Genomic DNA, 19,448 nt, shown 5'->3' on the forward strand with positions numbered 1-19,448 from the left:
GCGCGCTTATCCTTGCGCACGACACCATTGGGCCGGGTCACTGGGGCGACCCTGCTGACGAATAGCGAAATACAGTGCTGGCGTATCCTGCCCGCCACTGTTACCGACCGTGGAGATGGACTCACCGGCCTTGACCACATCCCCCGCCGACTTGAGCAGCGTCTGGTTGTGGCCGTACAGGCTCAAATAACCGTTGCCGTGATCCAGGATCACCAGCAGGCCGGCACCGCGCAGCCAGTCGGCGAATACCACGCGCCCGCCATGAACAGCATGCACCTGGCTGCCCGCCGAAGCGCTGATCATCACGCCATCCCACTTGGTGCGAGTATCGTCGCCACGGGTTTCACCGAAGCGTGCAAGCAATCGACCATTGACCGGCCATGGAAGTTTGCCTCGGGCTGAAGCAAAAGCGCCGCCGAAGGTTTCGCCATCACTGGAAACCAGCGCGCCAGGACTGGATTTGACCGGTTTGCGCGGAGCGTCGCCGGAGTCCGCTTCGGCCTGGGCCTCACGCAAACGCTTTTTTTCGGCTTCCTGCTGGGCGATCAGCGCTTTCTGGCGCGCCTCTTCCGCCTCTCGGGCCTGGCGGGCCAGGGTTTCCTCGATGGTTTTCAATACGTTGGCCAGTTCGGCCTGGTCCTGCTCGCGGGCTTTGAGTTTGCTGTCGCGAGCCTTCACGTCGTCATTGAGCTTGGCCAGGGCCACCTGGCGCTCCTTGCGAACTTTCTCGAGTTCTTCGCGCTGGGTGTCGAGGCTGCTCTTTTGCACCAGCAATTGGGCCTGCTGCAGCTCGATGTCTTTTTCGACATTGGCCAGCTGGCGCAGGGTTTCGTTGAAGCTCTTGAGCTGTTCCAGGCGGGCCTGGCTCAGGTAATCGTAATAAGTGAGGGTGCGAGCGAATTTCTCGGGGTTCTGCTGGTTGAGCAGCAGCTTGAGATATTCCTGGCGACCGTTCTGGTAGGCCGCCCGGGCCTGGATGGCGATCAGCTTTTGCTGTTCAGTGCGCGCGCTCTGGAGTTTTTTTTTCTCTCCATCGAGCCGCTGCAGCTCGGATTCGCTTTTCTTCAGCTCTTTTTGCAGGGCGTCGACCTGCTTCTCCAGCTTGCCCATCTCGGTCTCGGTGCCGCGCAGGTCTTTCTGCACGCTGGATTTCTCTTCCTGCAACTTGCCCAACAGCTTTTTCAGCTCGGCAATGTCCTGGCGCGTGGCTTCCAACTGCTGTTGGGTTTGCGCGCGCTCGTCGGCAAAGGCCGGTTGGAGCAGGCAGGTCAGAACGAGGGCTATCAGGACGCGAAGCATAGAGGCGGGCGACACCAGGGAAAGGGACGGCCTAGTATGCCCGCCCCACGCTGCAAAAAAAACGCCCATTTGGGACTGTGTGATAACTGGCCCAAAAAACACCAAAAACCAATGTGGGAGCGGGCTTGCTCGCGAATGCGGTAGACCAGACACATAAATGTCGACTGCAGACCGCATTCGCGAGCAAGCCCGCTCCCACAGGGGGATTTGTGTTGAATCAGACCAGGATCGACGTCCCGGTCATCTCCGCCGGCTTCTCCATGCCCAACAACATCAGCATGGTCGGTGCCACGTCAGCCAGTACGCCGCCATCGCGAACCTTGAAGTCGCGCTTGCCGACATAGATGAACGGCACCGGCTCGGTGGTGTGGGCGGTGTGGGCCTGGCCGGTGGATTCGTCGGACATCTGCTCGACGTTGCCGTGGTCAGCCGTGATCAACGCTTCGCCGCCGACCTTTTCCAGGGCCTCGACGATACGGCCAACGCAGGTGTCCAGGCATTCCACGGCCTTGACTGCCGCGTCGAACACGCCGCTGTGGCCGACCATGTCGCCGTTGGCGTAGTTGACCACGATCACGTCGTAACGCTGGTTTTCAATGGCGTCGACGATGCGGTCGGTCACTTCCGGCGCGCTCATCTCCGGTTGCAGGTCGTAGGTCGCGACTTTCGGCGAAGGGATCAGGATGCGTTCTTCGCCCGGGAAGGGTTCTTCACGGCCGCCGGAGAAAAAGAACGTCACGTGGGCGTACTTTTCGGTCTCGGCGATGCGCAGCTGGGTCTTGCCGTTCTTCGCCAGGTAGTCGCCCAGCACGTTTTCCAGGCTGCCAGCGGCGAAGGCCGACGGCGCGGGGATGCTGGCAGCGTATTGAGTCAGCATGACGAAACCGGCCAGTTTTGGCTGGCGAGCGCGCTCGAACTCCTTGAAGTCGTCTTCGACAAACACGCGGGTCAGCTCGCGGGCGCGGTCGGCACGGAAGTTCATGAACACCACGGCGTCGCCGTCTTCAACCTTCACCGGCTCGCCGATGGTGGTGGCTTTGACGAATTCGTCGCTTTCGCCGCGCTCGTAGGCCGCTTGCAGGCCCTCCTGGGCGGTGGCGGCGTTGAATTCGGCACTGCCGTCGACGATCAGGTTATAGGCCTGGGCCACGCGGTCCCAACGGTTGTCACGGTCCATGGCGTAGTAGCGGCCGATGAGGCTGGCGATGCGCCCCTTGCCGAGGGCCTGGAACGTCGCATCCAGCAGCTCGATGGACGAGGCGGCGCTTTTCGGCGGGGTGTCACGGCCATCGAGAAAGGCGTGCAGGTAGATTTTCTCGGCACCGCGCTTGAAGGCCAGTTCGGCCATGGCGATCAGGTGGTCCTGGTGGCTGTGCACGCCACCGTCGGACAGCAGGCCCATGAAGTGCACGGCCTTGCCGGCGGCCACGGCTTTGTCCACGGCGGCGCAGATGGTCGGGTTTTCGAAGAACTCGCCGTCGCGGATCGATTTGGTCACGCGGGTGAAGTCCTGGTACACCACGCGGCCTGCGCCGAGGTTCATGTGGCCGACTTCGGAGTTGCCCATCTGCCCGTCGGGCAGGCCGACGTCCATGCCGCTGCCGGAGATCAGGCCGTTGGGCACGGTAGCCCACAAGCGGTCCAGCACAGGCTTCCTGGCCGAATACACGGCGTTGGATTCGTGGCTGTCACTGTGACCGAAGCCGTCGAGAATCATCAGGACCAAAGGTTTAGGCGTGGTAGTCATGGAATCCACTCGTGGCTGGTTAAAAGAAGACGATGGAAAAGGGACGGGCAGTTTAAAGGTAAGTTCCGACGGCGTCACCGCCGGGCGGGGTTTGGCCGGCCTTGCGTGCTGTGTATACTGGCCGACATTTTAACGCCCTGGAACCTCCTTCGATGGTTGCTCACCTGATTCAATTTGCCACTAACCACTACATTCTCGTCGGTATCTTCGTCGTGCTGCTGGCGCTGCTGGTTGCCCACACGATGCAGGGCGGCGGTCGCAGCCTGAGCACCGGCGAGCTGACCGCGCTGGTCAACAAGGATGCCGGCGTGGTGGTGGACATCCGTCCGAGCAAGGATTACGCCGCAGGCCACATTGTCGGGGCGGTGAACATTCCTCAGGACAAACTGATCGCCCGTATCGGCGAACTGGAAAAACACAAGGCCAAGACGCTGATCCTGGTGGATGCCCAAGGCCAGCACGCCGGTACCCATGCTCGCGAGCTGATGAAGTCCGGTTTCACCGCCGCCAAGCTGTCCGGTGGTGTGGCGAGCTGGAAAGCCGACAATCTGCCGCTGGTGAAGTGAGATGACCCACGTCGTTGTCTATTCCAGCGATTACTGCCCCTATTGCTCCCGAGCCAAGTTCCTGCTCCAGAACAAAGGCGTGGCTTTCGAAGAGATCAAGGTCGACGGCAAGCCGCAACTGCGCGCCGAAATGACCCAGAAAGCCGGGCGCACCTCCGTGCCGCAGATCTGGATCGGCAGCACCCACGTGGGCGGTTGTGATGACCTGTATGCCCTGGAGCGCGCCGGCAAGCTCGATGCGATGCTCAAGGCCTGATTTTCCATTAATAGAACCTGAAAGTAAGAAGGATCTGCGATGACTGACCAACAGAACACAGCTGCCAGCGAAGAAGAAGCCGCACCGCAATTCTCCTTGCAGCGCATTTATGTCCGTGACCTGTCCTTCGAAGCCCCGAAAAGCCCGGCGATTTTTCGCCAGCAGTGGGAACCGAGCGTAGGCCTGGACCTGAACACCCGTCAGAAAGCCCTGGAAGAAGACTTCCACGAAGTGGTGCTGACCCTGTCGGTGACCGTGAAGAACGGCGACGAAGTGGCGTTCATCGCCGAAGTGCAGCAGGCCGGGATCTTCCTGATCAAGAACCTGGATGCCGCTTCTATGAGCCACACCCTGGGCGCGTTCTGTCCGAACATCCTGTTCCCGTACGCTCGCGAAACCCTGGACAGCCTGGTGACCCGTGGTTCGTTCCCGGCCCTGATGCTGGCTCCGGTGAACTTCGACGCCCTGTACGCCCAAGAGCTGCAACGCATGCAGCAAGAAGGCGGCGCGACCGTTCAGTAAGCGGCAGGGCGGGCTAGCGTCCGTCAGCCGAGCATAAAACCTGTGGGAGCGAGCCCTGTGGGAGCTGAGCTTGCTCGCGATGAACGATGACGCGGTTTTGCAGTTGAACCGTGTCGACCTCATCGCGAGCAAGCTCAGCTCCCACAGGCTCGCTCCCACAGGTGTTTCTGGCTGACAGCAAGGGCTCAGGCGAAACCGTTCTGCCGCCACGCCTCGTAAACCGCCACCGCCACGGTATTGGACAGGTTTAGGCTGCGGCAGCCTTCGCGCATCGGCAGGCGCAGGCGTTGGTCGGCGGGCAGGGCGTCCAGCACCTCGGCTGGCAAGCCACGGCTTTCCGGGCCGAACAGGAACGCATCACCGGCGACGAAGCTGGCGTCATGGAATGGCCGCGAACCCTTGGTGGTAAAGGCGAACAGGCGTGGATGCCCGAGGCTTTCCAGACAACTGGCAAGGTCGGCGTGACGCTGCAAAGTGGCATACTCGTGGTAGTCGAGGCCGGCTCGGCGCAGGCGCTTGTCGTCCATCTCGAAGCCCAGCGGTTCGATCAAATGCAGGTGGCAGCCGCTGTTGGCGCACAGCCTGATGACGTTGCCGGTATTCGGCGGAATTTCCGGTTGAAAAAGGATGACGTGAAACATGCACGGCTCCGCAGACAAAGATGAGCGGCATTCTACGCCGCAAACCGATGAACGTTCGAAGCTAATGCCTCGGGTGATGGGCTCGTTGGCGATTTTCGGCATGATGGTCGGACTGATGATCGGACGCCTGACCACGCCCGAACCGAGCGTATTGCAGCAGGTCGAGATGGCTGATGGTGGGGTGGTGGTCTGGTTCAACAACGAACCCAAGCTACACGGGGAAGTCATCGACGGCTCAGTAGCGCTGTTGTTCGAAGCAGAAGGTCGACCGCAGAGCGGTCAGTTGAAGCTCAATGGCAAGGACGTGAACTGGCGAGTGCGATTGAGTGACAAGGGATTGTTGCTGACACTGGTGGCGGCGCGTCCATTGCGGGGAGAGTGGACCGGCAGCGAGGTGGATGACCGCTGGCGGTTGGAGGTCCGTCTCCAGGAGCAATAAAAGAGGGAATCCCCGGCCTGCCTGTACCAAGGTCCCCAAAACGGGAGGGCTGGCGCTCGGCGCATAGCCCTGGGTGTAAAGAAGGGAAACCTTGACCTGCCTGTATCAAGGCCCCCAAAACAGTGGGCTCGATGAGCCCGGTATAAAAGTGGGGAATCCCCGGCCTGCCTGTACCAAGGTCCCCGAAACTGGGTAGTGATTGAGTTATTGCAGGGGTCGTGCCAGTTTTTAATGGCTTGTCACAAAAAAACTGCTGATGGTGCGCGAAGCCCCGTATTCCGGGGCTTTGGCTTTTATTTGAGCTGGTTTTCCCGAGGAGGATCGAGTGGCTCCTGCTCATAAGGCATGCGCAATTGCGGTTCATGGTGCATTGGTGCGGTGCATGGCACCCTTAAAAAGCATCGCGAGCAGGCTCGCTCCCACAGGGTTTGGTGGTGCTCACAAATATCGCGAACACCGAAAATCCATTGTGGGAGCGAGCCTGCTCGCGATTGGGCCTTCAAGTTCAGCGAAGGGTTACAGGCCGATCAGCCCTCATCCCCGTCATCATCATCCCCACCATCGACCTTCATCCCCAATTCCTTGATCTTGCGGGTCAAGGTATTGCGGCCCCAGCCCAGCAGCACGGCGGCATCGCGACGGCGACCGGCGGTGTGCTTGAGGGCGGTTTCGATCATGATCCGCTCGAAACTCGGCACGGCGCTGTCCAGCAGGCTCGACTGGCCGCGGGACAGGGCCTGGTCGGCCCACTGGCGCAAGGCTTGTTCCCAGTTGGTCACTGGGGCCGAGTCCTGTGGCAGGCTCAACAGCTCCGGCGGCAGGTCGCTGATGTGCACTTCGCGACCCGAAGCCATCACCGTGATCCAGCGGCAGGTATTCTCCAACTGGCGCACGTTACCGGGCCACGGCAGGTTCTTGAGGTATTCCTCGGTTTCGCCCTTGAGCAGCTTGGGCTCCACCGCCAGCTCCTGGGCCGCGCGGCTGAGGAAGTGCCGGGCCAGGGTCGGGATGTCTTCGCGACGATCCGCCAGGCGCGGGATATGAATGCGGATCACGTTCAGACGGTGGAACAAGTCTTCGCGGAACTTGCCGGCGTGAACCAGGGTTTCCAGGTTCTGGTGGGTCGCGGCGATGATGCGCACATCGACCTTGACCGGCGTATGCCCGCCCACCCGATAGAACTCGCCGTCCGCCAGTACACGCAGCAAGCGCGTCTGGGTGTCGGCCGGCATGTCGCCGATCTCATCGAGGAACAATGTGCCGCCGTCGGCTTGCTCGAAGCGCCCGCGCCGCAGGTTGGCCGCGCCAGTGAACGCACCTTTTTCGTGGCCGAACAGCTCGGACTCCATCAGGTCCTTGGGAATCGCCGCCATGTTCAACGCGATGAACGGCGACGCCGCCCGTGGGCTGTGGCGGTGCAGGGCGTGAGCCACCAGTTCTTTACCGGTGCCGGATTCGCCGTTGATCAGCACGGTGATGTTGGAGTGGCTCAAGCGCCCGATCGCGCGAAACACTTCCTGCATCGCCGGCGCTTCGCCGATGATTTCCGGGGTGCGGGCCAGGGCCGGCACCTCTTCCATGCCTTGTTGTTCCTGGGCGTGTTGATTGGCGCGCTTGACCAGCGACACCGCTTCATCGACGTCGAATGGCTTGGGCAGGTATTCGAAGGCCCCGCCCTGGTAGGACGCCACGGCGCTGTCCAGGTCGGAATGGGCGGTCATGATGATCACCGGTAGCCGCGGATGCTGCTCGCGAATCCGCGCCAACAGATCCAGGCCGCTGGCGCCAGGCATGCGGATGTCGGAGATGATGACGTCCGGTTGCTGACGCGCCAGGCGACTCATCACCCCATCGGCGCTGTCGAAGCTCTGGGTGGTCATGCCTTCCTGTTGCAAGGCTTTTTCCAGGACCCAACGGATAGAACGGTCGTCATCGACGATCCACACGGTTTCACTACGGCTCATGTCGATGTGGCTCCTTGTTCCAGTGGCAGGAAGATCGAGAAGGTGGTGTGGCCGGGGTGGCTTTCACACTCGATCAAGCCCTGATGCTGACTGATGATGTTCTGGGTGATGGCCAGGCCCAGCCCGGTACCGTCCGGGCGGCCGCTGACCATGGGGAAGAAAATGGTTTCCTGCAGCTCGGCAGGGATGCCCGGACCGTTGTCGATGATCTCGATCTTGGTCACCAGGCGATGGCGCACGTGGCCGATGGTGAACTGGCGCATGGCCCTGGTGCGCAGGCTGATACGGCCCAGGCGCAGTTCGTTCTGGCTGCTGATGGCTTGCATCGCGTTGCGCACGATATTCAGTACGGCCTGGATCATCTGCTCGCGGTCGATCAGGACATCGGGAATGCTCGGGTCATAGTCGCGCACCAAGGTGATGCAACCCTGGCTTTCCGCTTCTACCAGGCTGCTGACGCGCTCCAGCACTTCATGGACGTTGCACATCGCCAACGATGGCAGCTTGTTCGAGCCGAGCATGCGGTCCACCAGGTTTCGCAGACGGTCGGCTTCCTCGATGATGACGTTGGTGTAGTCCTTGAGGCTTTCTTCCGGCAGTTCACGGGCGAGCAACTGTGCCGCGCCACGAATCCCGCCGAGGGGGTTCTTGATCTCATGGGCCAGGCCACGCACCAGCATCTTGCTGGTTTCCTGCTTGGATAGCTGGGCCTCTTCCTTGGTGATGCGCAGCAGGCGATCACGGGGGTGGACTTCCAGCAGCAGCAAGGTGGCGCCGTTGTTCAGGATCGGCGTGACCGCATAATCCACTGTAAGGGTCTGGCCGGTCAGCGCGGTGAGCATCGCCTCGCGCTTGGTGAACGGATGGGCCTGTTCCACTGCCTGGCGCAGGGAGTTGAGCGCCTCGGCGGATTCGGTGAATAACTCGCTGATGAACTGCCCGTGGCTGCGCTGGCCGCTGACGGCCAGGAGCATCTCCGCCGCCGGGTTCATGTACTCGAGGCGCAATTCGGCGTCGAGCAGAATGGTTGCGGTGGTGAGGTTGTCGAGCAGCAAGCGGTGTAGTGCGTCGCTAATGGTCATCAGGACCTCTTTTGGAGCGTAGCAACTCGGGGCCGGTCCCAAATTGCGCGCGCGATTAATGCGCTGTTACAAGGAAAATGCAAAAACCAAACCAAGGCTCCGAAAAGAAGCGTTTAGAGCCTCAAAAGGGTGTTTTTCGCCCGGTTGCGTGGCGTTCTGCCAGCTTTTTCGGGTACTTTCGAACCAAAATGGGTTTGGAATCTGGGTAGCGTGCAATGTATTGCACCAAGATAGTGCGCCAACCTGAGCGGCGTTAAAAGAACGGCAGGATGCTGCTTTTTTCTTCTTCGGGTTTTTCGGCCAGGGGGCACTCGGGACGTTGACCGTAATCGGTCGTGGCGCAGGGTTTGATGCGACGCTTCTGCGCCAGGGACATGCGTTGCATATGGAAGGGCTGATTGGCGGTGCGTTCGACGATACGGTCTTGCTCATCGAGGATCTCTACCGCCAGATGATGGGTGCCTCGGTCGATGTTACTCAAGGCAAACACCGGGCTCGGCCCTGGTGCGCCCGTGGGCTGGCCGTCGAGCAGCAGGCGGTAGCGGTGGCCTTTTTGCAGGCCGGGTTCGCTGGTGACGCTGACGATCAGTTCGCCTGCGGTGCTACGTATCGTCGCGTCCGGCTCGGGTATCAGCAGGCGGAGCATTTCGTAATGAAACAGCGGCTCGGGCCGCGCTTCGGCCGTAGGCGCCGCGGACGTTCCTGAAGGCGGCGCCGGCATCCGATTGCTGGGTGGCAGTTGGACTTTCTTCGCATTGCCGGGGCGCGGTTGATCGGTGAACACGCGATTGCCCTGGGCATCGATGTAGGTGTAGACCTGGGCCGCGCCTGACTGAGCGATCAGCAACAGGCCCAGCGCCAGCAACCGGCGGATCATGGCCGGTGCACCCGCTGCACGGTGAAGGTGACGGTTTCGCTTTGTTGCACGAGGGTTTCCCCATCAATCACCTGGACCGCCAGGCTGTGCTCGCCCCGGTCGATATTCACCAATTGCAGGCGTGGCACGTTGGTCGGCTGGCCGTAGGGGTGCCCGTCCAGTAGCAGCCGGAACAGATGCGGGCTGCGCAGTCGCGGTTGAGCCTGTACGCCAACAGTGAAGGTGCCGTTGTTGGCGCGCAGGGCCTCGTCGGTGGGAATGTCCGTCAGTTCCAGTATCTCGTAGGCATTGCGTGGCTCGTCGCTGTTCGCGGAGGCTGGTGGTGCGCCCGGGCTGGCCGGGGATTGGCGTTCGATGCTGTTGAGCGGCGGTAATTCCACCGTCTGAGCCGGTACGCCTTGGGGCGGCTGGTTGCTATAGGCGGTGTTGCCCTCGGCATCGGTGTACTTGTAGATCTGCGCGGCGGCTGGCAGAGCCAGCAACAACAGGATGATTGAAAAACCACGACCCATGAAAATCGACCGAAAACGAAAAGTGATAGGTGCAGCATAGGCCAGGCGACGCGGATGGCCCAAGTTGTTGTATCGCACCCCTTGTGGGAGCGGGCTTGCTCGCGAAAGCGGTGTGTCAGTCGCTGAGATGTTGGATGTGGCGGCCCCTTCGCGAGCAAGCCCGCTCCCACATTGGATCTGTGGTGTTCACAGCCTTTATGGCCGACGCTGGATCCCTGTGGGAGCGAGCCTGCTCGCGATGGCGGCGTGTCAGGCGCTGAGGTGTTGGATGTGCAGGCCTCATCGCGAGCAGGCTCGCTCCCACAGGGGAAGGGGGGGGGCTCAGGATTTTGGGGAGAGGCACAGTTCTCCGGTTGCCCGGATCAGGGCCAGCCGGTGTATCGGGTGCTGCTTGTTGTGGTGGGTAGCTCGGGCCAGCCATTGCGGGCACTGCGGGTCGGTGCGGTAGGGGGCGAAGTCGGCCAGTTGTTGCAGCAGCCGCTTTTGCAGTCGGTCGAGTTGCGGGCGGATCTGTCCCACCAGGTCCGGGCGCGGAAGGTCCGGGGCCTTGCCTACCAGGGCCCAGTCGGACAAATCGATGTACTGCACCATTTTGTTGGCTTCTATCTGGGCTGCGAAAAACGCTTCCACGGTTTCGCCACTCAGCTTGTAGGCCGGCGCCTGGGCGACGGCAGCGGCAATCACTTCCCGCTCGCGCTGACGGTCTTCTACCGGTTTATGGCTGTCCCATTTGCTCAACGCCACATCATCGGCGAGGGCCAGGCGTTCGCCAATGGCGTTAAACAGCGGGGTAAGGGCGTCAGGAGCGGGAGTGGAGGCGGCTTCGGCGGTGCCGGCCAACAGCGCGGCAGACAGGGCAAGGCAGAGCTTGAAGCGCAAAGTCATGGGCAGTCTCGTCTTCTATGGAGGGGCGGGGAGGCATCATGCACGCAACCTGCGCCCATAAAAAAGGCCTCCCGAAGGAGGCCTCTCTTTAATTCACGCCGTGCGTGGCGGCGCTTACCGGATCAGCAGCTGTAGTACAGCTCATATTCCAGTGGGTGTACGAAGGTGCGAACCTTGATTTCTTCTTCGCTTTTCAGTGCGATGTAAGCGTCGATGAAGTCATCGCTGAATACGCCGCCCTTGGTCAGGAACGCACGGCCCTTGTCCAGCTCTTCCAGGGCTTCTTTCAGGCTACCGCAAACCTGTGGGATTTCCTTGGCCTCTTCAGGCGGCAGGTCATACAGGTTTTTGTCAGCGGCATCGCCAGGGTGGATCTTGTTCTGGATACCGTCCAGGCCGGCCATCATCAGTGCAGCGAAGGCCAGGTATGGGTTGGCAGCCGGATCCGGGAAGCGAGCTTCGATACGGCGGGCTTTCGGGCTGTTCACGTAAGGAATACGGATCGAGGCGGAGCGGTTGCGAGCCGAGTAGGCCAGCATGACCGGGGCTTCGAAGCCTGGTACCAGACGCTTGTAGGAGTTGGTCGACGGGTTGGTGAAGCCGTTCAGGGCCTTACCGTGCTTGATGATACCGCCGATGAAGTACAGGGCGGTGTCCGACAGACCGGCATAACCTTCGCCTGCGAAGGTGTTCTTGCCGTCCTTGGAGATCGACATGTGAACGTGCATGCCCGAACCGTTGTCGCCGTACAGAGGCTTCGGCATGAAGGTCGCGGTGCGGCCATAGGCATCGGCAACGTTGTGCACGCAGTACTTCAGGGTCTGGACTTCGTCAGCCTTCTTGACCAGCGTGTTGAACTTCACGCCGATTTCGTTCTGGCCGGCAGTCGCCACTTCGTGGTGGTGAACTTCGACGGTCTGGCCCATCTCTTCCAGTGCGTTGCACATGGAGGTACGGATCTCGTGGTCGTGGTCGAACGGTGGAACCGGGAAGTAGCCGCCCTTGATACCTGGACGGTGGCCTTTGTTACCGCCTTCCACGTCCTGGTCGGACATCCACGAACCTTGTTCGGAGAAGATCTTGAACATGGAGCCGGAGATGTCGGACTTGAACTTGACCGAGTCGAAGATGAAGAACTCAGGCTCAGGACCGAAGAAAGCGGTGTCGCCGATACCGGTGGACTTCAGGTATTCCTCGGCGCGGTGGGCGATGGCGCGTGGGTCGCGGTCATAGCCTTGCATGGTCGAAGGTTCGATGATGTCGCAGACCAGGATCAGGGTCGGCTCTTCGGTGAACGGGTCCAGGACGGCAGTTTCGTCGTCCGGCATCAGGATCATGTCGGAGGCTTCGATGCCTTTCCAGCCGGAGATGGAGGAGCCGTCGAACATTTTCCCGATTTCAAAGAATTCGTCGTCCAGCGCATCACGGGCCGGCATGGTCACGTGATGTTGAGTACCTTTGGTGTCAGTGAAGCGCAGATCAATCCACTTGACGTCATGATCTTTGATGAGTTGAACCGACTTCGACATATGTCCTCCGGGTGGCTTCGGGCGGGTAGTGGAGTGCCCTTAGATATGGGTGATGCCGGCGCGAATACTCTGCCAAGGCAACCTGCCTCACAAGGGAGCAAATTGCATGCCAGTGCCCCAGCATGGGTTTTTTGCACCAAATCCACGCTTTTGAGGGCCTTAATCGCGGATTGTCAGACAATAACGCACTGCAATGTGGCGTCGTCAATCGATAATGATCTGTTTTGGTGCATGCAAAACGATCTGCACATTAACTGGTTAAACCTTGAGCAATTTCCGCTATAATCCGCGCCCCCCTTTTTCGGCTGGCCGTTCGCGCGCTGTTTTCATGAAACTAATCGTAAAAGTCTTCCCCGAGATCACCATCAAGAGCCGCCCGGTACGGATGCGTTTCATCCGCCAGTTGGCCAAGAACATCCGCGCCGTGCTCCGAGACCTGGACCCGGCCGTGGTGGTGAACGGCGTGTGGGACAACCTCGAGCTGGAAACCCGTGTCAGCGAACCCAAGGTCCTGAAGGAAATGACCGAGCGCCTGAGCTGCATGCCGGGCATCGCGCATTTCCTGCAAGTCGATGAGTACCCGCTGGGGGATTTCGACGACATCCTTGCCAAGTGCATGCTTCATTATGGTGATGCCCTGGCCGGCAAGATCTTTTCGGTGCGTTGCAAGCGTGCCGGCAAGCACCCATTCAGTTCGATGGATGTGGAAAAGTACGTCGGCAGCCAGTTGCGCCGACAGTGCGGTGCGGCCGGTATTTCGTTGAAAGACCCACAGATCGAAGTGCGCATTGAAATTCGCGACCAGCGGCTGTTCGTGATCCACAGCCAGCACAACAGCATCGGCGGTTATCCGCTGGGCTCGCTGGAGCAGACCCTGGTGCTGATGTCCGGCGGTTTCGATTCCACGGTGGCCGCCTACCAGATCATGCGTCGCGGCCTGATGAGCCATTTCTGCTTCTTCAACCTCGGCGGGCGCGCCCATGAACTGGGCGTGATGGAAGTGGCGCACTTCATCTGGAAGAAGTACGGCAGCTCCCAGCGCGTGTTATTTGTGAGTGTGCCGTTCGAGGAAGTCCTGGGCGAGATTCTCGGCAAAGTCGATAACAGTCATATGGGCGTCATTTTGAAGCGTATGATGTTGCGCGCCGCTTCACGAATTGCCGACCGCCTGCAAATCGACGCGCTGGTGACCGGCGAGGCGATCTCCCAGGTGTCGAGCCAGACGTTGCCGAACCTGTCGGTGATCGACTGCGTGACCGAGAAGCTGGTCCTGCGGCCGCTGATTGCCAGCCACAAGCAGGACATCATCGACCAGGCCAATGCCATTGGCACCGCCGAGTTTGCCCGACATATGCCGGAGTACTGCGGCGTCATCTCGGTCAACCCGAAGACGGCGGCCAAGCGCGGGCGGGTCGAGCACGAAGAGAAAGAATTCAACATGGCGATACTCGAGCGGGCGCTCGAAAACGCCAGGCTGGTACCGATCGATCGCGTCATCGACGAATTGGGCCAGGACATACAGATTGAAGAAGTCGGCGAAGCGCTGGCCGGTCAGATCATCATCGACATCCGTCATCCGGACGACGCTGAAGACGACCCGCTGAGTGTTGCCGGCATCGAGGTAAAAACGATGCCGTTCTATGCAGTGAACGCGCGTTTCAAGGAACTGGACCCTACTCGCCAGTACCTGTTGTATTGCGACAAAGGCGTGATGAGTCGCCTGCATGCCCACCATTTGCTCAGTGAGGGGCATGCCAATGTGCGCGTTTATCGACCGAGCTAAGTGCCCGGGGCTGTTTGCCTGTGGCCTGCGTCACCGGCCCCCCGACGCCGCCGACAGGCTGTAACGGCTTTGTCGGACTCAACGTAAATCGCTGCCACGACCTGTCAGCACACCGAATCCTCTGATCGAGATACACAAGTGATCGAAAATCTACGCAACATCGCCATCATTGCTCACGTTGACCATGGTAAGACCACCCTGGTAGACAAACTCTTGCGTCAATCCGGCACCCTGGAGCGCAACGAGCTCAACGACGAGCGCGTGATGGACTCCAACGACCAGGAAAAAGAGCGCGGTATTACCATCCTGGCGAAAAACACCGCCATCAACTGGAATGGCTACCACATCAACATCGTGGACACCCCGGGCCACGCCGACTTCGGTGGTGAAGTAGAGCGCGTGATGTCGATGGTCGACTCCGTGCTGCTGCTGGTCGACGCCCAGGACGGCCCTATGCCGCAAACCCGTTTCGTGACCAAGAAGGCTTTCGAAGCCGGCCTGCGTCCGATCGTGTGCATCAACAAGGTTGACCGTCCAGGCGCGCGTCCGGACTGGGTCCTGGACCAGATCTTCGACCTGTTCGACAACCTGGGCGCCACCGAAGAACAGCTGGACTTCAAAGTCGTCTACGCCTCGGCCCTGAACGGTATTGCCGGTCTGGACCATACCGAAATGGCTGAAGACATGACCCCGCTGTACCAGTCGATCGTCGACAACGTACCCGCACCGAAAGTCGACCGTGACGGTCCGTTCCAGATGCAAATCTCGGCACTGGACTACAACAGCTTCCTGGGTGTTATCGGTGTTGGCCGTATCGCTCGTGGTCGCGTCAAGCCGAACACCCCGGTCGTGGCTATCGGTGCCGACGGCAAGCGCCGCAATGGTCGTATCCTGAAGCTGATGGGTCACCACGGTCTGCACCGTGTAGACGTTGAAGAAGCGGCTGCCGGCGATATCGTCTGCATCAGCGGCATGGACTCGCTGTTCATCTCCGACACCCTGTGCCACCCGGACACCGTTGAAGCGATGAAGCCGTTGACCGTCGACGAGCCGACCGTTTCCATGACCTTCCAGGTCAACGACTCGCCATTCTGCGGTAAAGAAGGCAAGTTCGTGACGTCCCGTAACATCAAGGAACGCCTGGACAAAGAACTGCTCTACAACGTTGCACTGCGCGTTGAAGAAGGCGACTCGGCCGATAAGTTCAAGGTCTCCGGCCGTGGCGAACTGCACCTCTCGGTTCTGATCGAAACCATGCGTCGCGAAGGCTTCGAAATGGCTGTAGGCCGTCCGGAAGTGATCATCCGTCTGGTTGACGGCGTGAAGCACGAACCGTTCGAAAACGTCACCATCGACCTGCCGGAAGAATCCCAGGGCAAGGTGATGGAAGAGATGGGCCTGCGTAAGGGCGACCTGACCAACATGGTGCCGGATGGCAAAGGCCGTGTACGTCTGGAATACAACATCCCTGCTCGCGGTCTGATCGGTTTCCGTAACCAATTCCTGACCCTGACCAACGGTGCTGGCATTCTGACCTCGATCTTCGACCGTTACGACGTGATGAAGTCTGGCGACATGTCTGGCCGTCAGAACGGCGTTCTGGTTTCGGTTGAAACCGGCAAGGCGCTGACCTACTCCCTGGAAACCCTCCAGGCGCGTGGCAAGCTGTTCGTCGAGCACGGCCAGGAAATCTACGGCGGCCAGATCGTTGGTCTGAACAGCCGTGACAACGACCTGGGCGTTAACCCTACCAAGGGCAAGAAGCTCGACAACATGCGTGCTTCGGGCAAAGACGAAACCATCGCCCTGGTTCCACCTGTTCGCTTCACCCTGGAACAGGCCCTGGAATTCATCCAGGACGATGAATTGTGTGAAGTGACGCCGAAGTCGATCCGCCTGCGTAAGAAGATCCTGGATGAAAGCGAGCGTACCCGCGCTGCCAAGAAAGCCAAGAACTGATTTAGCCCAGGCTGAATGAAAAACGCCCCCGGTCGCGAGATCGGGGGCGTTTTTTTATGCCTGGAAGTGATGTGGCGCCTGTTGAGGCCTCATCGCGAGCAGGCTCGCTCCCACAGTTGATCTGCAGCGACCACCGCTTTTTTGTGTCCGATACAAATCCAGTGTGGGAGCGAGCCTGCTCGCGATGACAGTGGTCCAGGCACCGCTGAACCTTCTATGGATCAGAACTTGTCCAACGTCCGCGGATTACGCTCGCGCTCCACTTCCTTGGGCTTGTAGGCACAATAGCCCGGCCGTGGCCCGACCCGCGGATGGTTGCGGCAAGTGTCCGGGCGCTTTTCATAAATGGTGCACAAGCGGCTCTTGCGGTCCAGATAAAGGCAATCGTTGTTGCTCATGCGCTGGAGCGTGAAGATTTCCGACTTCTGGTTGTAGCGCTCGACGATCCCTTCCTTTTGCAGGCGCTTGGCGATGTTTTTCGGCGGGTCGCCCAGTTCGAACTCATCGACGATGCCGATGCGGATCAGGTCTTTGATCTTGACCTCCACCGGCAGCGTGCAGCAGCTCGACACGCAGGAACCGCACATCGGGGCGGAGTACTTGGCCCAGGTATCGAGTCGGTCGATCTCCGCGGCGGCGATCAGGTTGGGCTTCATCATCACGGTTTACCAGCATGCATCAGGGCGCGCGATCATACCGGGACTGGTGAAATTTTGAACGACCATCCGCCAGTTTTTTTTCATCCCGGCCAAACCGCTCCCGGACCGGCACGGCCCCTGCATTCATTCGCTCATCCGGCAATTCCCTGGCGACGATTCTCCGTCACAGGGAAAAACCACCGAACCAGAGCCTGTGCCGTCTGTCAGACCGACTAGGCTCAGACAATTCCATGCTCGTTCGAGGTCTCATCAATGACTCAAGAACCACTTGTTCGCGAAGCTGAAGTCGCTGCATTTCGCGACGCCGTTTTGACCAAGCTCACTTATGCCGTCGGCAAGGACCCGGATCATGCGTTTGATCACGACTGGTTCGAAGCCATTGCCCTTGCCGCCCGCGACCATATGGTCGAACACTGGATGGACCACACGCGGCAGATCTATCGCAAGGGCCAGAAGCGTGTCTATTACCTCTCCCTGGAATTCCTCATCGGTCGCTTGCTCTACGACAGCCTGAGCAACCTCGGCCTGCTGGACACTGCGCGTGAGGCCCTGACTGAGCTGGGCGTGGACCTGGAGCGCATTCGCCTGCTCGAACCGGATGCGGCACTGGGCAACGGCGGCCTCGGCCGTCTGGCGGCGTGTTTCATGGAAAGCATGTCGACCCTGGGCATCGCCGGCCACGGCTACGGCATTCGCTATGAGCACGGCTTGTTCCGCCAGGCGATCGTCGATGGCTGGCAGCAGGAGCAGACCGAGCATTGGCTGGATTTCGGTAACCCGTGGGAGTTCGAGCGGCCAGAGGTGGTCTACCCGATCGGCTTTGGCGGCAGTGTCGAGACCGTCACCGACGATGCCGGCAAGACCCGGCAAGTCTGGTCCCCGGCGGAAACCGTGCGGGCCATTGCCTATGACACGCCAGTGGTGGGCTGGCGCGGTGCCAGCGTCAATACCTTGCGCCTGTGGCGCGCCCGGGCGGTGGAAGACCTGCACCTGGAGCGCTTCAACGCCGGCGACCACCTGGGCGCGGTAGCGGAGGTGGCCCGGGCGGAAAGTATTTCCCGTGTGCTGTACCCGGCTGACAGCACCGAGGCCGGCCAGGAACTGCGCCTGCGCCAGGAGTACTTCTTCGTTGCCGCCTCGCTGCAGGACTTGCTGCGCCGCCATCGCAACATGCACACCTCGGTGCTGACCCTGGGCGATCACGCGGCGATCCAGCTCAACGACACCCACCCGTCGATCGCCGTGGCCGAACTGATGCGGCAACTGGTGGACGTCTACGACGTGGCCTGGGACGCTGCCTGGCAGATCACCCAGGACACGCTGTCCTACACCAACCACACGCTGCTGCCCGAAGCCCTGGAAACCTGGCCGGTAGGGCTGATGGAGCGCATGCTGCCCCGGCACATGCAAATCATTTACCTGATCAATGCCCAGCACATCGATTCGCTGCGGGCCAAGGGCGTGCACGATTTCGATGTGCTGCGCTCGGTGTCGCTGATCGAAGAAGACAACGGTCGCCGGGTGCGCATGGGCAACCTGGCGTTCCTCGGTTCCCACAGCGTCAACGGCGTGTCCGGACTGCATACCCAACTGATGCGCAGCACGGTGTTCTCCGAGCTGCACAAACTCTATCCGGACCGGATCAATAACAAGACCAACGGCATCACCTTCCGCCGCTGGTTGTTCCAGGCCAACGCCGAACTGACCTCGATGATGGTCGATGCCCTCGGCCCGAGCGTGCTGGACAACCCCGAGCAGCGTCTGATCGAACTGGAGCCGTTTGCCGATAAACCGGCGTTTCGTAAACAGTTCGCCGAGCAGCGTCTGCATAGCAAGAAAGCCCTGGCTTACCTGATCCACGAGCGGTTGGGGATTGCCGTGAACCCGGCGGCGATGTTCGACGTGCAGGTCAAGCGGATCCACGAGTACAAACGCCAGTTGCTCAACCTGATGCACACCGTGGCGCTGTACCAGGCGATCCGCGCCGAACCGGAAGTGGACTGGGTGCCGCGAGTGAAAATCTTCGCCGGCAAGGCCGCCGCCAGTTACCACCAGGCCAAGCTGATCATCAAGCTGACCAACGACATCGCCCGAGTGGTCAACAATGACCCAACCGTGCGTGGCTTGCTCAAAGTGGTGTTCCTGCCCAACTACAACGTCAGCCTGGCCGAGAGCATCATTCCTGCGGCGGATTTGTCGGAGCAGATCTCCACCGCCGGTTTCGAAGCGTCGGGCACCAGCAACATGAAGTTCGGTCTCAACGGTGCGTTGACTATCGGCACCATGGACGGCGCCAACGTGGAAATGCATGAGCGCGTCGGTGGTGAGCACATGTTCATCTTCGGCTTGACGGCTGAGCAGGTCGAAGCCCGCAAGCGCAATGGTGAATTCAGCGCCGAGCCGGACATCGCCGCCTCCCATCGGCTCAATGATGTGTTGCAGGCGATTCGCGGCGGGGTGTTCTCGCCGGATGATCCGATGCGCTACGCCGGGCTGGTGGACTCATTGATCAATTACGACCGTTTCCTGGTCTGCGCCGATTTCGACGCCTACTGGGACGCCCAGGCCAAGGTCGAAGAACGTTGGCATGATTCCAAGCAATGGTGGCGTTCGGCGGTGCTCAACACTGCGCGCATGGGCTGGTTCTCCTCGGATCGGACCATCCGCGAGTACGCCACCGACATCTGGAAAGCCCTGGAATAGCATTTGCTGTAAGAAATGTGAGCGA

The 19,448-nt window shown here is 60.4% G+C and carries 17 protein-coding genes; 7 read left to right on the plus strand and 10 right to left on the minus strand.

Annotated features, from left to right (window positions below; all coding sequences use genetic code 11):
- Positions 1-6: 6 nt before the first annotated feature.
- Positions 7-1,299, minus strand: a complete 1,293-nt coding sequence (locus tag PSH86_RS01965) for a murein hydrolase activator EnvC (protein WP_109751984.1) — start codon at positions 1,297-1,299, stop codon at positions 7-9.
- A 217-nt stretch (positions 1,300-1,516) separates the two neighbouring features.
- Positions 1,517-3,046, minus strand: coding sequence for a 2,3-bisphosphoglycerate-independent phosphoglycerate mutase (gene gpmI, locus PSH86_RS01970; protein WP_176688776.1), 1,530 nt, complete (start codon positions 3,044-3,046; stop codon positions 1,517-1,519).
- A gap of 152 nt (positions 3,047-3,198) precedes the next feature.
- Here gpmI and PSH86_RS01975 point away from each other — a divergent pair, with 152 nt between their 5' ends.
- The 3 genes from PSH86_RS01975 to secB are packed head-to-tail and all read left to right on the plus strand — an operon-like array spanning position 3,199 to position 4,390.
- Entirely contained in the window at positions 3,199-3,612 is a 414-nt protein-coding gene (locus PSH86_RS01975) for a rhodanese-like domain-containing protein (RefSeq protein WP_109751986.1), read from the plus strand.
- 1 nt (position 3,613) lies between these two features.
- A complete protein-coding gene (grxC, locus tag PSH86_RS01980) occupies positions 3,614-3,868 on the plus strand; it encodes a glutaredoxin 3 (RefSeq protein WP_109751987.1) in 255 nt (84 codons plus the stop codon).
- A gap of 39 nt (positions 3,869-3,907) precedes the next feature.
- Positions 3,908-4,390 carry a protein-export chaperone SecB gene (gene secB / locus PSH86_RS01985; protein ID WP_109751988.1) on the plus strand — a complete coding sequence of 161 codons (483 nt, stop codon included), beginning with the start codon at positions 3,908-3,910 and terminating at the stop codon, positions 4,388-4,390.
- A gap of 185 nt (positions 4,391-4,575) precedes the next feature.
- Here secB and trmL read toward each other — a convergent pair whose 3' ends face one another.
- Positions 4,576-5,031 (minus strand): tRNA (uridine(34)/cytosine(34)/5-carboxymethylaminomethyluridine(34)-2'-O)-methyltransferase TrmL, encoded by a 456-nt coding sequence (gene trmL, locus PSH86_RS01990; RefSeq protein ID WP_058546236.1) that lies wholly within the window; start codon positions 5,029-5,031, stop codon positions 4,576-4,578.
- On the opposite strand from trmL, the gene PSH86_RS01995 reads away from it, so the two are divergent.
- Positions 5,030-5,470: a hypothetical protein gene (locus tag PSH86_RS01995; RefSeq protein WP_163855699.1), complete on the plus strand. Its 441-nt coding sequence runs from the start codon at positions 5,030-5,032 to the stop codon at positions 5,468-5,470. The two genes, trmL and PSH86_RS01995, sit on opposite strands and share 2 nt — an antisense overlap.
- Positions 5,471-5,997: 527 nt before the next feature.
- Here the strand turns inward: PSH86_RS01995 and ntrC are convergent.
- The 6 genes from ntrC to glnA form a co-directional block, all read right to left on the minus strand.
- The gene (gene ntrC / locus PSH86_RS02000) at positions 5,998-7,434 is read right to left on the minus strand and encodes a nitrogen regulation protein NR(I) (RefSeq protein WP_109751990.1); all 1,437 of its coding nucleotides are present in this window, start codon (positions 7,432-7,434) and stop codon (positions 5,998-6,000) included.
- Entirely contained in the window at positions 7,431-8,516 is a 1,086-nt protein-coding gene (gene glnL, locus PSH86_RS02005; RefSeq protein ID WP_053117539.1) for a nitrogen regulation protein NR(II), read from the minus strand. Before glnL ends, ntrC begins: the two co-directional genes overlap by 4 nt.
- A 253-nt stretch (positions 8,517-8,769) precedes the next feature.
- Positions 8,770-9,393: a DUF4124 domain-containing protein gene (locus PSH86_RS02010; RefSeq protein ID WP_116833964.1), complete on the minus strand. Its 624-nt coding sequence runs from the start codon at positions 9,391-9,393 to the stop codon at positions 8,770-8,772.
- Positions 9,390-9,905 (minus strand): DUF4124 domain-containing protein, encoded by a 516-nt coding sequence (locus PSH86_RS02015; protein ID WP_109752355.1) that lies wholly within the window; start codon positions 9,903-9,905, stop codon positions 9,390-9,392. The genes PSH86_RS02010 and PSH86_RS02015 overlap by 4 nt, the downstream gene beginning before the upstream one ends.
- A 321-nt stretch (positions 9,906-10,226) precedes the next feature.
- Positions 10,227-10,790: a chorismate mutase gene (locus PSH86_RS02020; RefSeq protein ID WP_305487433.1), complete on the minus strand. Its 564-nt coding sequence runs from the start codon at positions 10,788-10,790 to the stop codon at positions 10,227-10,229.
- 122 nt (positions 10,791-10,912) lie between these two features.
- Positions 10,913-12,319 (minus strand): type I glutamate--ammonia ligase, encoded by a 1,407-nt coding sequence (gene glnA, locus PSH86_RS02025; protein ID WP_003196860.1) that lies wholly within the window; start codon positions 12,317-12,319, stop codon positions 10,913-10,915.
- A gap of 328 nt (positions 12,320-12,647) precedes the next feature.
- On the opposite strand from glnA, the gene thiI reads away from it, so the two are divergent.
- Together thiI and typA are read left to right on the plus strand one after the other, a co-directional pair.
- Entirely contained in the window at positions 12,648-14,102 is a 1,455-nt protein-coding gene (gene thiI, locus PSH86_RS02030) for a tRNA uracil 4-sulfurtransferase ThiI (RefSeq protein ID WP_305487437.1), read from the plus strand.
- A 138-nt stretch (positions 14,103-14,240) separates the two neighbouring features.
- Positions 14,241-16,061 carry a translational GTPase TypA gene (gene typA / locus PSH86_RS02035; RefSeq protein ID WP_053117555.1) on the plus strand — a complete coding sequence of 607 codons (1,821 nt, stop codon included), beginning with the start codon at positions 14,241-14,243 and terminating at the stop codon, positions 16,059-16,061.
- 221 nt (positions 16,062-16,282) lie between these two features.
- Here the strand turns inward: typA and PSH86_RS02040 are convergent, their stop codons facing one another.
- On the minus strand, positions 16,283-16,720 hold the full coding sequence (locus PSH86_RS02040) for a YkgJ family cysteine cluster protein (protein WP_003196865.1): 438 nt from the start codon (positions 16,718-16,720) through the stop codon (positions 16,283-16,285).
- Positions 16,721-16,972: 252 nt separating this feature from the next.
- On the opposite strand from PSH86_RS02040, the gene PSH86_RS02045 reads away from it, so the two are divergent.
- On the plus strand, positions 16,973-19,423 hold the full coding sequence (locus PSH86_RS02045) for a glycogen/starch/alpha-glucan phosphorylase (RefSeq protein ID WP_109751995.1): 2,451 nt from the start codon (positions 16,973-16,975) through the stop codon (positions 19,421-19,423).
- Positions 19,424-19,448: the final 25 nt, after the last annotated feature.

The sequence above is a fragment of the Pseudomonas sp. FP2300 genome (assembly GCF_030687595.1).
Taxonomy (GTDB): domain Bacteria; phylum Pseudomonadota; class Gammaproteobacteria; order Pseudomonadales; family Pseudomonadaceae; genus Aquipseudomonas; species Aquipseudomonas bijieensis.

Bases quoted from the DNA above. Each gene is read 5' to 3' on its own strand.
- PSH86_RS02015 (WP_109752355.1), bottom strand. From the start codon at position 9,905: ATGGGTCGTGGTTTTTCAATCATCCTGTTGTTGCTGGCTCTGCCAGCC.
- PSH86_RS01965 (WP_109751984.1), bottom strand. From the start codon at position 1,299: ATGCTTCGCGTCCTGATAGCCCTCGTTCTGACCTGCCTGCTCCAACCG.
- PSH86_RS01975 (WP_109751986.1), top strand. From the start codon at position 3,199: ATGGTTGCTCACCTGATTCAATTTGCCACTAACCACTACATTCTCGTC.
- glnA (WP_003196860.1), bottom strand. From the start codon at position 12,319: ATGTCGAAGTCGGTTCAACTCATCAAAGATCATGACGTCAAGTGGATT.
- gpmI (WP_176688776.1), bottom strand. From the start codon at position 3,046: ATGACTACCACGCCTAAACCTTTGGTCCTGATGATTCTCGACGGCTTC.
- grxC (WP_109751987.1), top strand. From the start codon at position 3,614: ATGACCCACGTCGTTGTCTATTCCAGCGATTACTGCCCCTATTGCTCC.
- thiI (WP_305487437.1), top strand. From the start codon at position 12,648: ATGAAACTAATCGTAAAAGTCTTCCCCGAGATCACCATCAAGAGCCGC.
- trmL (WP_058546236.1), bottom strand. From the start codon at position 5,031: ATGTTTCACGTCATCCTTTTTCAACCGGAAATTCCGCCGAATACCGGC.
- PSH86_RS02020 (WP_305487433.1), bottom strand. From the start codon at position 10,790: ATGACTTTGCGCTTCAAGCTCTGCCTTGCCCTGTCTGCCGCGCTGTTG.
- secB (WP_109751988.1), top strand. From the start codon at position 3,908: ATGACTGACCAACAGAACACAGCTGCCAGCGAAGAAGAAGCCGCACCG.
- PSH86_RS02045 (WP_109751995.1), top strand. From the start codon at position 16,973: ATGACTCAAGAACCACTTGTTCGCGAAGCTGAAGTCGCTGCATTTCGC.
- glnL (WP_053117539.1), bottom strand. From the start codon at position 8,516: ATGACCATTAGCGACGCACTACACCGCTTGCTGCTCGACAACCTCACC.
- PSH86_RS02010 (WP_116833964.1), bottom strand. From the start codon at position 9,393: ATGATCCGCCGGTTGCTGGCGCTGGGCCTGTTGCTGATCGCTCAGTCA.
- PSH86_RS01995 (WP_163855699.1), top strand. From the start codon at position 5,030: ATGCACGGCTCCGCAGACAAAGATGAGCGGCATTCTACGCCGCAAACC.
- PSH86_RS02040 (WP_003196865.1), bottom strand. From the start codon at position 16,720: ATGATGAAGCCCAACCTGATCGCCGCCGCGGAGATCGACCGACTCGAT.
- ntrC (WP_109751990.1), bottom strand. From the start codon at position 7,434: ATGAGCCGTAGTGAAACCGTGTGGATCGTCGATGACGACCGTTCTATC.